Genomic DNA, 14,496 nt, shown 5'->3' with positions numbered 1-14,496 from the left:
CTAAGCAGACGGATGGAGAGCGATGATGAACGGTGCAGAATCCTTATTAAAAACCTTGATTGATGCCGGCGTGGAAGTGTGTTTTTCCAACCCGGGGACCTCAGAAATGCAATTTGTGGCCGCGATCGATAACTGCGAAGGTATGCAGCCTGTATTGGCGTTGTTCGAAGGGGTCGCTACCGGTGCCGCCGATGGTTACGGTCGCATGGCGGAAAAGCCCGCGGCGACCCTGCTGCACCTCGGACCAGGGCTGGCTAATGGTATGGCCAACCTGCACAACGCCAACCGTGCTGGTACCCCAATTGTCAATATTGTCGGTGATCACGCCACCTACCACCTGCCCTTCGACGCACCGTTGACCTCGGACGTGAATGGCTATTCCAACCTGGTTTCCAGCTGGGTTCGAGTGAGTGACTCCGCCGATGATCTGGCCGCTGCGGGCGCCGAAGCGGTGGTGGCCGCGATGGAAAAGGCTGGCCAAATTGCCACCCTCATTGCCCCGGCCGACCACGCCTGGGAAGAGTCCCAGGGACCTGCCGCTGTGCTGCCGCAACCGACCCTGGAACAGGCTTCGGATGAGGTGATACAGCAGGCCGCCGACGCTCTGCGTTCGGGTGAGGAAACCGCCATCTTCCTGGGGGGCAAGGCCCTGCTGGAGCCCGCTTTGACCGTTGCCGGCCGCATTGCCGAAGCCACGGGCGTGCGTTTGGTGTGCGAAACCTTCCCCGCCCGTATGCAGCGCGGTGCCGGTCGAGTGATGGTGGAACGTCTGCCTTACTTTGGTGAGATGGCGGCCGATTTCCTCAAGGATTTCAAGCGCATCATCTTGGTGGGCAGCAAGTCACCGGTGTCGTTTTTCGCCTACCCGGGCAAGCCCAGTTGGCTGAGCCCTGACGATTGCGAAACCACCAATCTGGCGGCGCCGGGCATGGATGTGCTGACCGCACTGGAAGCCCTGGCGGCCGCTCTGGACGTGCCGGCGGAGCCAGCGCGCATTCAGCCTGCAGCGGTACCGCCGATCCCCGAGGACGGTAAACTGGACCCGATGGGCATCGGCGCGGTGGTGGCGAACCTGATGCCGGAGCAGGCGGTGGTGTCTGATGAAGCGGCCACCTGTGGCCTGACGCTGTTTCCGTGCACGGCGGGTGCCGCCCCCCACGACTGGATGATGCTGACCGGTGGCGCCATTGGCCAGGGCCTGCCGCTGGCGGTGGGTGCCGCCGTGGCCTGTCCGGATCGCAAGGTGCTGGCATTACAGGCCGACGGCAGTGCCATGTACACCGTCCAGGCACTGTGGACCATGGTGCGCGAAGACCTCGACATCACCACCGTCATCATCAACAACGGCAGCTACGCCATTTTGAACATCGAACTGCAGCGTGTGGGGGTGGAAAACGCCGGCCCTAAAGCCTTGTCGATGCTGGATCTGACCAACCCCGTGATCGACTGGGTGTCACTGGCCGAAGGCATGGGCGTGCCCTCCACCCGTGCGACCACGGTGCAGGAATTCCACGACCAGCTGCGCGACGCCATCAATCACAAGGGTCCACGCCTGATCGAAGCGATTATTTGATCGGACGTGGCATGCTTGGGGGCTGTCCCGGGACCGCCTCGTTGATAATTATTAAAGGATATTCTCATGCCTACTTACAACTTGGCGCCGGTGACGACTCTGGATTATCGGCGTTTGGCGGAGCGGCGACTGCCCCGTTTTTTGTTCGACTACATTGATGGCGGCTGTAATCAGGAACAGACCATGGCCGCCAACTGCAATGACTTCGCCCGTATCGGTCTGAAGCAGCGGGTCATGGTCAATGTCGAGAGCGTGTCGACGCAAACCACACTGTTGGGGCAGGATATGTCCATGCCCATCATGCTGGCGCCGGTGGGCATGGCCGGTATGATGGCACGGCGCGGTGAAGTGCAAGCCGCGCGCGCGGCGGAAAAGGCCCGGGTACCCTACACGCTGTCGACCATGGGGGTCTGTACCCTGGAGGAAATTAACGCCCAGGTGGACAAGCCCATCTGGTTCCAGTTGTATATGCTGCGCGATCGCTCGGCGGTGGAAACCTTGTTGAAAAAGGCGCTGGATAACGGTTGTAACACCCTGGTGTTTACCGTGGACCTGGCCGTTCCGGGTGCGCGTCACCGGGACTATCGCAACGGCATGGTGGGCAAGGTGACGCCTAAAGTGGCGGTTGGCAAGGCCTGGCAACTGCTGACGCGTCCGCAATGGGTGTACAACGTCGGCCTCAAGGGCCAGCCCCACGGCATTGGCAATCTGCGCGAGCTGGTGCCCAATCCCAACAGCCTGAGCGACACCAAAGACTGGATTGACGATCAGTTCGATCCCTCGGTGACCTGGAAAGACATCGAATGGCTGCGCAAGATCTGGCCGGGCAAACTGATCATCAAGGGGGTAATGGAAGTTGACGATGCCCGCGCCGCGGTGGACGTTGGCGCTGATGCCCTGGTGGTGTCCAACCACGGCGGTCGTCAACTGGATGGGGTGGCCTCATCGATCCGCAAGCTGCCCGACGTGGCTCGTGCGGTAGGTTCACAAGCCGAAGTGTACGTCGATGGCGGCATCCGTGATGGTGTGGATGTGTTTAAGGCGCTGGCCCTGGGGGCCAAAGGTGTCATGATCGGTCGCCCCTGGATTTGGGCTGCCGCCGGTGCCGGCGAGCAGGGTGTCTACGATTTGTTGCAGGTCTTTCAGTGGGAGCTGGAAACGGCCATGAAGCTCGCCGGTGTGGTCAGCCTGGATCAGATCAACGCCGATGTGCTGGATGGCGAAGTATTTCGGGCCATCGGTGATTGAGCCGCGCTCGATCGCTCATTGACGGGCAACGCCCTCCGGGTCGCTGGTTCACTTCACGGCGGCCCGTTTGTTCTTTTCTTCTTCTCTTTACTTCTCTTCCGCTTCTCCCCGCTTCCCTTCCCTCTGTCTTGAAAAAAGCTGGCGCAACGCAGAAAAAAGCCAGCGGCACTCCGCCGCCGGTTAGCCGGGCGCACCGTCAGGTCGGGGGGAAAACAACACCGGTGCATAGGCGATGACAAACATGCCATAAGCCGCTGCCCAGAGCCCGCCGGACGCCAGAATACTGATGGCGATAGCGTCGAATACCAAAGGGGCCAGCACGCGCATCAAAAATGCCAGGACGATGATGAGCAGCGACAGGGTGACCCACGCGTTGGCCGCAATCAGACGGCCGGTGTGGCCCAGCGACACCCGCGACATCATCGATAATATCATCACGCCCATGCCGCCGACGGTGATGGCATGGTAAGCCGCCGAGGTGTGACTGAAGATACCCAACTCGACCAGCCCCAACAGCGCGAGTCCCAGCGACACGGCCCAATAACTGAGGTGCAGTGACCAGACCAGCGGCACCTGCAGGGTGACCCAGATGCGCCAGCGCAGCGCGCGAGCCGCGTTGGCGATACCGGCCAGCAGAAAGACACTGCCCTTGAGGGTGGCGGGAACGTCAACAACCTGCAGACTTAACAGAACGCACAGGGCGGTGGTCAGGATGGCCAGCTTTTCCAGCCACGGCCAGGGCGCTACCCGCGCGGTGTGGGTGCCATTGGCGGTAAACATGGGGAATACCCGGCCGCCCATGATACACATCACCAGGGCCACCAACAGGATCATGGTGTGGGCCACTGCGGTGAAGCTCAGTGATGTCGGCTGCGTCAAGCTGGCGTGCATCATACCGTTGAGAGCCGCCATGCACAGCAGGATCGGCACGAACAGCAGGTTGCGCCACAGGCGTGCCTTGATAATGGGGCGCGCGAGAAACATGGCCGCCAGAGGTAAAAACAGCAAGTCGGTGGTGCTGATGAGCTGAGCGGGCAGCCAGTGCGGCAACAGCATGAACAGCCGGGCCAGCAGCCAGAGTGCCACCAGTGCTATTAAGGGTTTGCCTTTGAGGCCGGGGACCTTGGTCCAGGTCTGCACCGCCGTCAACAAAAAGCCCACGATGATGGCCGTGACAAACCCAAACAGCATTTCGTGGAGGTGCCAAAAGTAACTGCCGCCGTAGGGTGTCAGAGGCATGCCGAGGCTGTAGTGGGCTGACCACAGGGTGAGGCTGATGCTGCTAAAGAGCGCACCGAGCCAAAAAAACGGGCGAAACGCCAAGCGGAAAAACGGCCACGATCGGTCAGTTGACGCAGCCTTTACTGAGACGTCGGGTGACGGGCTATTGGGCGCTGAAACTTGCGCGAGTCGGTTGTTCATTGGCGTTACCTGTTGGGCTGGCCCTCGGTGGAAAGGCCAGCCGCGTGTTGCGGGCTGATTAGGCCGGTGCGTCTTCGGTCCCGCTGGCAGAGGTGGTAGTGACTGAGCTAGTACTGGCAGAGCTAGCACTGGCGGGCGTCAGTATTTCCGCCGGACCGAAAAATTCATAGTGCAGCTGGCTGGGCGCAATCTGCAACTCGTTGGCCAGTTCATTCACCGCGTTCATGAACGGCTTGGGTCCCAGAAAATAAAAGTCCACATTGCGATCGGCCGGTAACAAGTCCTTAAGTATGGCTGCATTAATGAAGCCGGTGGCATCCGGTGTGTCATCCGCCAAAGGTTTTTCATGGATGGTGAAGGTGCGCAAGTTGTCGTGCTGCTGGGCCAGCGTGTGCACATGCTCGGCAAACGCCTGGTGACGGCTGTCGATGGCGGCGTGAATGAAGGTGATGGGGCGTCCACTGGCGACGCAGCTGTTGAGCATGCTCATCGCCGGAGTGATGCCGACGCCACCAGTCACCAAAAATAGGGGTCGTTGCGGGGCGCCGGGTGAGGTGTCGAGCACAAAATCGCCGCAGGGTGCCGTCAGTGTCAGGGTGTCGCCCACCTGCGCCTGAGAGTGCAGAAAATCGGACACCTGGCCGCCGGGTTCGCGCTTGATGCTGATCCGCAGTCCGGCTTTGCCCGGTGCATCGGAGAGACTGTAGTTGCGACGCACACATTGCCCGTCAATGGTGAGTATCACACCGACATACTGACCGGGGATAAAATCAATCACCGTCTCGCCTTCACAGGGGAGCAAATAAAAAGACGTAATCACGTCGCTTTCCTGAACCCGGTCGGTGATGCGGAACTGTCGCTCGCCACGCCAGCCGCCGCGCCGTTGCGTGTTGCCCTGATACAGTTGCTCTTCGACACCGATGAGAATGTCCGCCAGTTGTTGGTAGGCCGCCCCCCAGGCATCGGCGATTTCCGCCGTGACGGCATCCCCCAGCACCGCACCAATGGCCGCCATCAGGCACTCGCCAACAATCGGGTAGTGCTCGGGCTGAATGTCCAGCGAACAGTGTTTGTGGGCAATCAGGCCGACGGCATCGCCCAGTTTCTCAAGTTGGTCGATGTGGGTGGCGTAGGCGACCAGGGCGTTGGCCAGCGCCTGGCGCTGGGTGCCCTGCTGCTGATGGGCCTGGTTGAAAAAGGCTTTGACCTCCGGGTAGCGCTCGAACATCAACGGGTAGAAATGTTCCGTGATGTCGCGCGCATGGGCGCCGACAACGGGCGCGGTGGCTTTGATGATGGCAGTTTGTTCGGGGCTGAGCATGATGAATTCCTTTGTTATCGGTTTGAGGGTAGACCATGGTCGTGTTCTCCGGCCGTGCACCAGGGCTTTCAGCGGGAAAAGTATGGTTGAGCCACAGGGGGTCTTACCGTGGGAGATATACCAAGATACGTGCCAACTGTTAACTTATTGAAAACAAAGAATAATTTATTTTTTGTGGTCAATATGACACGTTCCCGAGGCTGTCATATTGACGGCAATGTGGTAGATTTGACTGCATGACACTGGAACACTACATCCCCGTTATTGAAGACCTGAGTCGCGACCTGCCGGCCGAGGTGCGCTACCGACGTTTGCTGGATGCGATTCGCCGCTCCATTCCCTGCGACGCGATTGCTTTATTGCGCCTGGATGGCGATCAGTTGCGGCCGGTGGTATTCATCGGGCTGCGTGAAGAGACGCGCGGGCGCCGCTTTCGGCTCAGCCAGCACCCGCGCCTGAACGCCATCGTTAACAGCCGTCAGCTGGTGCGCTTTGATGCCGATTCAGAGCTGCCAGATCCCTACGACGGACTCATGTACGTACCCGATGGCGGCTTGCACGTCCATGACTGCATGGGGGTGTCCATCTACATTGAAGAGCAGCCCTGGGGTGTGATCACGCTGGATGCGGTGCGGCCCGGCCAGTTTGACGACGTGGTTCCCCGCCAGCAGGAGTTGGCGATCTCCCTGACGAGCGCAGTGATTACCGCCGCTGAGCGTATCGTGCAATTGCAGCAACAGTTGCGGCACGGCCATCAGGTCACGGCCGAGCTCAATCGTGAGTTGGCCACGGCCGAAATGATTGGCAGCGGTGCGATAATGCAGCGGTTGCTGGAGGAGGTGGACGTGGTGGCGGCCACTCCTCTGACGGTGTTGATTGAAGGCGAGACTGGCGTGGGTAAAGAGCTGATTGCCCGCCGGTTGCACCTCAAGTCGGATCGCTTTGATCAGCCGTTGATACAGATTAACTGTGCGGCGTTGCCAGAATCCCTGGCGGAGGCCGAGCTGTTTGGTCACACCCGCGGCGCCTTCACCGGGGCCATTGAGGCCCGAGCCGGGCGCTTCGAACTGGCCGACGGCGGCACCCTGTTTTTGGATGAAGTGGGTGAGCTGCCGCTGGCCCTGCAGGCGAAATTACTGCGCGCGCTGCAGGAGGGGGAAGTGCAGCGCATGGGCAGCGATCATGCGATCAAGGTCAATGTCAGAATCATTGCCGCCACCAACCGCGACCTGGCCGAAGAGGTGGGCGCAGGGCGCTTTCGTTCCGATCTCTATCACCGTTTGAGTGTGTTCCCGGTAACGGTGCCGCCTCTGCGCGACCGCGGGCAAGACATCTTGCAGCTGGCTGAGTTTTTTCTGGAGCGTGATCAGCATCGTTTGAATATTCAAAAGCTGTTGCTCGATGACGGCGCGAGGCAGGCATTGCTCCATTACCGTTGGCCGGGCAATGTGCGCGAGCTGGAGCATCTGCTTAGCCGCGCGGCACTGAAGGCCGGTCAGGAGCGGTCGCGCAGCGGCTGGGTGCGCATCGGTACCCGGCATCTGGACTTGCTGGACTCGGTTCCGTCGAGAGCAGCCCCGCTCGCCGTGGCTGATGACGCGCCGGCCGGATCCCTCAATGCACTGACCCGATCTTTTCAGGCACAACTGATCGCGGCCGTATTGAAAAAACACCGCTTTAATGTTGCTGCCGCCGCCAGGGAGCTGGAAGTGGACCGCAGCAATTTACTGCGTCTGATCAAGCGATTGGGGATCGACGCAGGGCGTTGATCGTTGGGGGGTTGTGCGCGGCTATCCCTCTGTCGCCACGGACCCTATACCTTTTCCCGTCACGGCTCTCCCGTCCCGGGCTTTGCAGCTCTTCCTGTCATGGCTCTATAGCTCTTCCCGTCACGGGCTTGGCAGCTCTTGCGGTCACACCGGCCATGGACTCCTGTCGCCGGTAGCTGGGCGCCTCGCCCGCAGGCAAAACTTGATGTTGATCAATCACCCCTGAAAAATCGCAACGCCACCCGCGGTTGCAATATTTTCTGCACCCTCGGCCTGCTATAAACAGACCATTTCGGCAGCTCCTGCCTGCGCCGCTGCTTGCCACTCGCCGTCCGGGTGAGGGGGCTTACCGGTTCGGCCCACATTCAAAATTGCAGGCTGCGACAGGCTGACCCATGCTTAAGGCTAGGTTTCTAGGTTTGCAATGCTTAAGACTAGGTTTTGCAATGCTTAAGGTTGGGGTTTGCATTGCTGAAGGTTTGGGGTTTGTCATCTGGCCCGGCGATGGATCAAGGGGTAAAGGCGGTTGTTCGACAGGTATTGTGACTTAACGCGTCAAGTTGGCCCGAACTTTGTTTGCAGATTCAACAACATTACTGGCAGGGTGGTGCAGTGAATCATCTGGAAAGGTTGATGTACCTCAGTGGCATAGCTGCGGATTATCTGGACTATGGCGGCCACCATATCACGGTTCCCTGGGAAGACCGGCTGCAGGTATTGCAGTTGATGGGCTTTGACATCGACTCACCCGAGGCGGTCGAGGCCGAGGTGTTCCGGCTTGATCCCGGTACCTGGCTGCGGTGGCTGAAACCCGTGCATATTGCCCGCTTACAGTCACCGGCGCTGGAGTTTCGCTGTCACCCGGATGAGTTGGCGCAAGTCCTGACTTACCGCATCACCTCTGAACATGGGGAGGTCATCAGCGGCACGGTGATACCGGGTCAGTGCCCGGAGGCCGGCGAATACTATCTGGAAGGCGTGCGCTACTCGGCGCGCGCTCATGAGCCGGGCGACCTGCCTATGGGCTATTACACGCTGCAGCTCAGTGACGGTGAGCGCCAGGAGAGTGGCTGTCTGGTGGTCGCACCCGAGCGCTGTTTTGAAGCAGAAACCCTGCTGTCCGAGACTGCCAGTGCCTCAAAAGTGAGCACGCCGGCGCGGCGGTCCGACAAATTCTGGGGCGTCAGTTGTCAGCTCTACACGCTGCGTTCACAGCGCAGCTGGGGGGTGGGTGATTTTGCTGACCTGAAAGAGCTGATTGAAGCGGCGGCGGCCCAGGGGGCAGACCTCATCGGGCTCAACCCGCTGCATGCGCCACGCACTGACAGTCAGGACTGCGCCAGTCCCTATTCGCCATCTGACCGGCGTTTCCTCAATCCGATTTATATTGCCCCCGATCTGCTGCCCGAATTTTCTCAGTCGGGCGCCATTGCCGAGCTCCTGGCCAGCCCCGACTTTGGCCAACAACTGCAGAGTCTCAGGGCCGCGGAATGGGTCGATTACGAGGCGGTCCAACCGCTGAAATATCGGCTCTACGAACTGCTTTATCGGCAGTTTCTGGCCAACCAGCAGGCCGGTGTCTGCGATCGCAGTCGCGCCTTCAGCGATTACGTGGCGCATGAAGGCGAGCCTTTGCAGCAGTTGGCCGAATACGAATGCCACCATAACATCCACGCCCGCAGCTATCGCAGTGAGACCGGTTTTTACTGTTTCCTGCAGTGGGTTGCCCAGCAGCAGCTGGAGGATTGCCAGCAGCGCGCCGGCCAGGTAGGGATGCGAGTCGGCATCATGGGCGACCTGGCCGTGGGGGCCATTCCCGGCGGTTGTGAGGTGAGCCAGAACAGCCATCTCTATGTGCCTGAAGTCTTTGTCGGGGCGCCACCCGACCCGTTCAGTGACGATGGCCAGAACTGGGGGTTGCCGGTGCTTAACCCGGTGGCGCTGCGCGAAAGCCACTACCGGCATTTGATCAACCTGTTGCGCGAAAACATGGAGCATGTCGGCGCTCTGCGCATGGATCATGCCATGTCGCTGATGCGGCTGTGGTGGTGTTTGCCCCGCACTGACCCAGAGGAAAAGGCGCACGGGCTTTACGTTTACTATCGTATTGAGGACATACTGCCAATACTGGCGCTGGAGAGTCAGCGCAACCGCTGTCTGGTGATTGGTGAGGACCTGGGGGTGGTGCCCGATGAGTTCCGCCAGGCCATGGGTGAGACCGGGGTGTACGGCAACGATATTTTCTACTTCACCCAGCACTGGGATGGCCGTTTCCGGGCCCCCCACGAGCTGCGCCCCAATGCCTTGCTCTCCATTACCAATCACGATGTGCCCACCCTGTCGGATTGGTGGAGTGAAGACGACATTGGTCGCCGTCTCGACGTGGGGGTGATTGTCGACGAGGCGGCTGCCCAGCCGGTGCGCGAGCAGCGTCGTCGCGACAAGCGCTGCCTGCTGCAGTGGTTGCAGGACAACCGCGAGCTGCCGTCTGACTGGCAGCTCGAGGACCTGGATAAACCCTTTGATTTCAATCTGTGCCGTCAGATCCACAGGCTGACAGCGCGCAGTGCCTCAAAGTTTGTCTTGTTACAGTTGGAAGATCTGCAGATGATGAAACTACCGGTCAACATCCCGGCCACCAGTCGCGAGTACCCCAACTGGCGGCGCAAGCAGGCTGCCAATACCGATGAGATTTTTGCCCGTCCGGAAGTGATCCAGCTGCTGGCGCAAATACACCAGGAGCGTCAGCGGTCCGCGGACACACAGCACGAGGATAGCATGACGTGACCAAACAGCCGGCGACGAACCCCGCCCCCGCCACCCTTGGCCCGGAAACGATCGCCACCTTGGTGGCGGGCCATTATGACGATGTCTTTGGGGTGCTAGGCATGCACGATCACCCCGACGGGGGGCTGGTGGTGCGCTGCCTGTTGCCCTGGGCAGAGAGTGTCGAGCTGCTGGATGGCAAGAGCGGCCGCAAGTTGGGCGACCTGCAAAAAGTGCACAAGTCGGGCCTGTACGAGTTGTCCTTCAAGCGCCGCAGGAACCGTTTTGCCTACCGCTTTCGAGCCACTGGCTGGCAAGCGAGCGTGGAGCTGGAGGATCCCTACCGCTTTTCATCCTGCCTGGCGGAGTCCGATCTTTATCTGTTCAACGAAGGGACTCAAGAGAAGACCTACCGCTGGATGGGCTCACACGCCAAGTGCCTCGACGGCGTTGACGGTGTGCATTTTGTGGTCTGGGCGCCGGCCGCCAGGCGGGTGTCGGTGGTGGGGGATTTCAATGGCTGGGATGGCCGCCAGCACATGATGCGCAAGCACCCGGCCGCGGGCGTGTGGGATATTTTCATTCCCGGGGTGCAAGACTTCGCCCTTTACAAGTATGAGATTCTTGATGGCGACGGCCATCTGCTGCCACTCAAGGCCGACCCCTACGCACGCTCCATGCAGCACCCGCCGGAGACCGCCTCGCGGGTGCTCAAGTCCGAGAGTTTTCCCTGGTGTGACAGTGAGTGGCTGGCGTGCCGTGAACGCGGCGGTCAACTGCAGCAACCGGTGAGTATCTATGAGGTCAACCTGGCCTCCTGGCGGCGGGTGCCGGAAGAGGGCAACCGCTACCTCAGCTACGCCGAGCTGGCCGACCAGCTGATTCCCTATGTGCTCGACATGGATTTTACCCATATCCAGTTGATGCCCGTGTCCGAATTCCCCTTTGATGGCTCCTGGGGGTATCAGCCCATCGGTCTCTATGCGCCGTCGATCCGTTTTGGGACACCCGATGAATTCAAGGGCTTTATCAATCAGTGCCACAAGCGCGGGCTGGGGGTACTGCTCGACTGGGTGCCCGGGCACTTTCCCACCGACATTCACGGCCTGGGTCGCTTTGATGGCACCTGCCTGTACGAGCACATGGACAAGCGCAAGGGCTTTCACCCCGACTGGAACACCCTGATCTACAATTACGGTCGCCGCGAGGTGATCAGTTACCTGCTCAGCAACGCCAATTTCTGGATTGAGGAGTACCACATTGATGGTCTGCGGGTGGATGCCGTGGCCTCGATGCTGTACCTCGATTACAGCCGCGAACACGGCGAGTGGGAGCCCAATGAGCAGGGCGGCCGTGAGAATCTGGAAGCGATCGAGTTTCTGCGCACGGTCAACACCCGTCTCTATCAAAGTCACCCCGGCATCCTGATGATTGCCGAAGAGTCCACCGCCTGGCCGGGGGTTTCCAAGCCCGTCGACCAGGGCGGACTGGGCTTCGGCCTCAAGTGGAACATGGGCTGGATGAACGACACCCTGCGCTATATGGAGCGCGACCCCATTTATCGCCAGCACCATCAGAACGAGATGACCTTCGGCATCATGTACGCCTGGAGCGAGCACTTTATTCTGCCACTCAGTCACGACGAGGTGGTGCATGGCAAACACTCGCTGATCGACAAGATGCCTGGCGATGACTGGCAGAAGTTTGCCAACCTGCGCGCCTACCTCGGTTTTATGTGGGCGCACCCCGGCAAAAAACTGCTGTTCATGGGCGGAGAATTCGGCCAGTACCACGAGTGGAATCACGACAAGAGTCTGGACTGGCACCTGCTGCGTGAGCAGAAACATCGCGGGGTGCAGTCGCTGGTGCGCGATCTCAACCGGACTTACCGCTCGCTGTCCGCGCTGTACCGGCTCGACAGCGACCCCGCCGGGTTCCAGTGGCTGCAGCTCAATAACCACCAGCTGTCGATTCTGGCGTGGATTCGCTGGGGGGGCGAGAGCACCCCGCCGGTGGTGATCATCAGTAATTTTACGCCCGAAACCTATCGCGACTATCGCGCTGGCGTGCCCTGGCCGGGGCGCTACATCGAGCGCCTCAATACCGATGGCTGCGAATACGGCGGCAGTGGCCAGGGCAATGGTGGCGCAGTGGTCACCCGTGACACGCCCTGGGACGATCAGCCCCAGTCGCTGCAGCTGACGCTGCCGCCGCTGGCCACACTGGTGCTGGAGTGGCAGTCGCCTGATACCGGGAGCATATCGTGATTCCGATCGAGCCCGGCTACCCCACGCCGCTGGGGGCGACCTTTGATGGTGAAGGCACCAATTTTGCTATTTTTTCCGCCAACGCCACCGGCATTGAATTGTGTCTTTACGACGAACAGGGACAGGCGGAGTCGGGCCGTTACTGGCTGCCGGAGAAAACCCAGGATGTCTGGCACGGTTACCTGCCCGGCGTCCGGCGGGGACAGGTGTATGGGTATCGGGTGCACGGCCCTTACGATCCTGCGGCCGGGCACCGTTTTAACCCCAACAAGCTGCTGCTCGACCCTTACACCCGCCAGATGCACGGCGCCTTTCAATGGCACTCGGCCCATTTTGGCTACCGCCCCGACGATCATGCCGCGGACTTGTCGTTTGATGACCGCGATAATGCCCCGTGGGTGGCAAAATCGCTGGTGACCGAAATCGCGCCGTCCTGCACACCGGGCCACTGGCATCTGGTGCCCTGGCAGGAGACCGTCATTTACGAAACCCATGTGCGCGGTTTTACCTTGCTCAACCCCGAGGTGCCGCCCGAAATGCGCGGCACCTTTGCCGGTATGGCCCAGCCCAAAGTGATCGACTACCTCAAGTCGCTGGGCATTACCACAGTCGAGCTGATGCCCATTCATTCGTACCTGGACGAATACTTCCTGCACCAGCGGGGGCTGAAAAATTACTGGGGCTACAATACCTGTTCTTTCTTTGTGCCGCACCGCAACTACCTGTTCAAGCGCGGCAGCAACGAATTCCGCGAGATGGTGGACCGCTTCCACGACGCCGGGCTGGAGGTGGTTCTGGATGTGGTCTACAACCACACTTGCGAAGGCAATCAACTGGGACCGACGCTGAGCTTCAGGGGCATCGACAATGCCTCCTACTACCAGCTCATGCCCCGTGACAAACGCAGTTATGTGAACGATACCGGCTGTGGCAATACGCTCAATCTGCGCCACCCGCGTGTCGCTCAGCTGGTGATGGACAGCCTGCGTTACTGGGCAGGGGACATGGGCGTCGACGGCTTCCGCTTCGATCTGGCCACCATCATGGGGCGCGAGGAAAACGGTTTCAGTGACCGCGCGCCGCTGTTGCAAATGATCGCTCAGGATCCGTTGCTGTCGACCCGCAAGATGATTGCCGAGCCTTGGGACCTTGGGCCCGGGGGCTATCAGCTGGGGCATTTTCCCACCGGCTGGGCCGAGTGGAACGACCGCTACCGCGACACCGTGCGGCGTTTCTGGCGCGGTGATAAAGGCATTGCTCCGGAGCTGGCGCGGCGCCTGCACGGCTCCAGCGATATTTTTGAACAGCGCGGTCGTCGTCCCTACGCCAGCATCAACTTCATCACCAGTCACGACGGCTTTACGCTGCGCGATCTGGTCAGCTACAGCCGGCGCCATAACGAAGCCAATCTGGAAAACAACAACGACGGCCACTGTGAAAATCACAGCAGCAATCACGGCGCCGAGGGGCTGAGCAATGATCCGCACATTGAAAGTTTGCGTCGCCGTCAGCAGCGCAACTTTCTCGCCACCCTGATGCTGTCACAGGGCGTGCCGATGCTCCTTGCCGGGGACGAGATGGGTCGCACCCAGCTGGGTAACAACAACGCCTACTGTCAGGATAACGAGATCAACTGGCTCGACTGGCGGTTGCGCGATTCGCCCCAGTCACTGGTGCCTTTTGTGCAAAAACTGCTGGCCATGCGCCGTCGCTTTCATGTGTTGCAGCCTAATCGCTACCGCCATCAGCCCAACCACAACACCCCCGAGGGCATCCAGTGGCTCAATGCCGAAGGCAAACTGATGCGCGATGAGCACTGGCACGAGTCCCACAATCAATTACTGGGGTACATGCTCAGTGAGTGGCATGAAACCGCCGGCAAGCGCATGCTGCTGGTGATTTTTAATGCCAGTGATCTGGAGCGTCCCTTTACGCTGCCGCTGTTCGGCAAGGGCAAGTGGAGCCACTTGTTGAACACCGCCATGGAACCGGTGGATCCCGACCAGCCGGAGTTGATGGCGGGCAGCAAGCTGGACGTCACTGAACATTCGTTGCAGGTACTGGTGACGGAGTGGTTGCCATCTGCATTAACGGTTGGGGCTAATGCCTAACAGGGCCCAATAGGAGATC

At 60.2% G+C, this 14,496-nt stretch carries 8 protein-coding genes; 6 read left to right on the top strand and 2 right to left on the bottom strand.

The features are described 5' to 3' along the window. Nucleotides 1–22: 22 nt before the first annotated feature. Entirely contained in the window at nucleotides 23–1,573 is a 1,551-nt protein-coding gene (locus G8770_RS18180) for an acetolactate synthase large subunit (RefSeq protein ID WP_208022359.1), read from the top strand. A gap of 66 nt (nucleotides 1,574–1,639) precedes the next feature. Continuing rightward, on the top strand, nucleotides 1,640–2,821 hold the full coding sequence (locus tag G8770_RS18175; protein WP_167190243.1) for an L-lactate dehydrogenase: 1,182 nt from the start codon (nucleotides 1,640–1,642) through the stop codon (nucleotides 2,819–2,821). A gap of 180 nt (nucleotides 2,822–3,001) precedes the next feature. On the opposite strand, the gene G8770_RS18170 is transcribed toward G8770_RS18175, so the two are convergent. Together G8770_RS18170 and hmpA are read right to left on the bottom strand one after the other, a co-directional pair. Beyond that, a complete protein-coding gene (locus G8770_RS18170) occupies nucleotides 3,002–4,144 on the bottom strand; it encodes an NnrS family protein (RefSeq protein ID WP_243760565.1) in 1,143 nt (380 codons plus the stop codon). 157 nt (nucleotides 4,145–4,301) lie between these two features. Continuing rightward, entirely contained in the window at nucleotides 4,302–5,564 is a 1,263-nt protein-coding gene (hmpA, locus tag G8770_RS18165; protein ID WP_167190238.1) for an NO-inducible flavohemoprotein, read from the bottom strand. Nucleotides 5,565–5,800: 236 nt separating this feature from the next. On the opposite strand from hmpA, the gene norR reads away from it, so the two are divergent. From norR to glgX, 4 genes are all read left to right on the top strand, one after another. Next, entirely contained in the window at nucleotides 5,801–7,333 is a 1,533-nt protein-coding gene (norR, locus tag G8770_RS18160) for a nitric oxide reductase transcriptional regulator NorR (protein ID WP_167190234.1), read from the top strand. A gap of 576 nt (nucleotides 7,334–7,909) precedes the next feature. After that, nucleotides 7,910–10,120 (top strand): 4-alpha-glucanotransferase, encoded by a 2,211-nt coding sequence (gene malQ / locus G8770_RS18155; protein WP_167190231.1) that lies wholly within the window; start codon nucleotides 7,910–7,912, stop codon nucleotides 10,118–10,120. Continuing rightward, nucleotides 10,117–12,366, top strand: a complete 2,250-nt coding sequence (gene glgB / locus G8770_RS18150) for a 1,4-alpha-glucan branching protein GlgB (protein ID WP_425050742.1) — start codon at nucleotides 10,117–10,119, stop codon at nucleotides 12,364–12,366. The genes malQ and glgB overlap by 4 nt, the downstream gene beginning before the upstream one ends. Further along, entirely contained in the window at nucleotides 12,363–14,477 is a 2,115-nt protein-coding gene (gene glgX / locus G8770_RS18145; protein WP_208022358.1) for a glycogen debranching protein GlgX, read from the top strand. The genes glgB and glgX overlap by 4 nt, the downstream gene beginning before the upstream one ends. Nucleotides 14,478–14,496: the final 19 nt, after the last annotated feature.

Origin of the sequence: Pseudomaricurvus hydrocarbonicus (assembly GCF_011602365.1) — a bacterium.
GTDB classification, from domain to species: Bacteria; Pseudomonadota; Gammaproteobacteria; order Pseudomonadales; family Cellvibrionaceae; genus Pseudomaricurvus; species Pseudomaricurvus hydrocarbonicus.
Note: the sequence above shows the minus strand (reverse complement) of the source record. Positions and strands in the feature narration are given on the sequence as shown.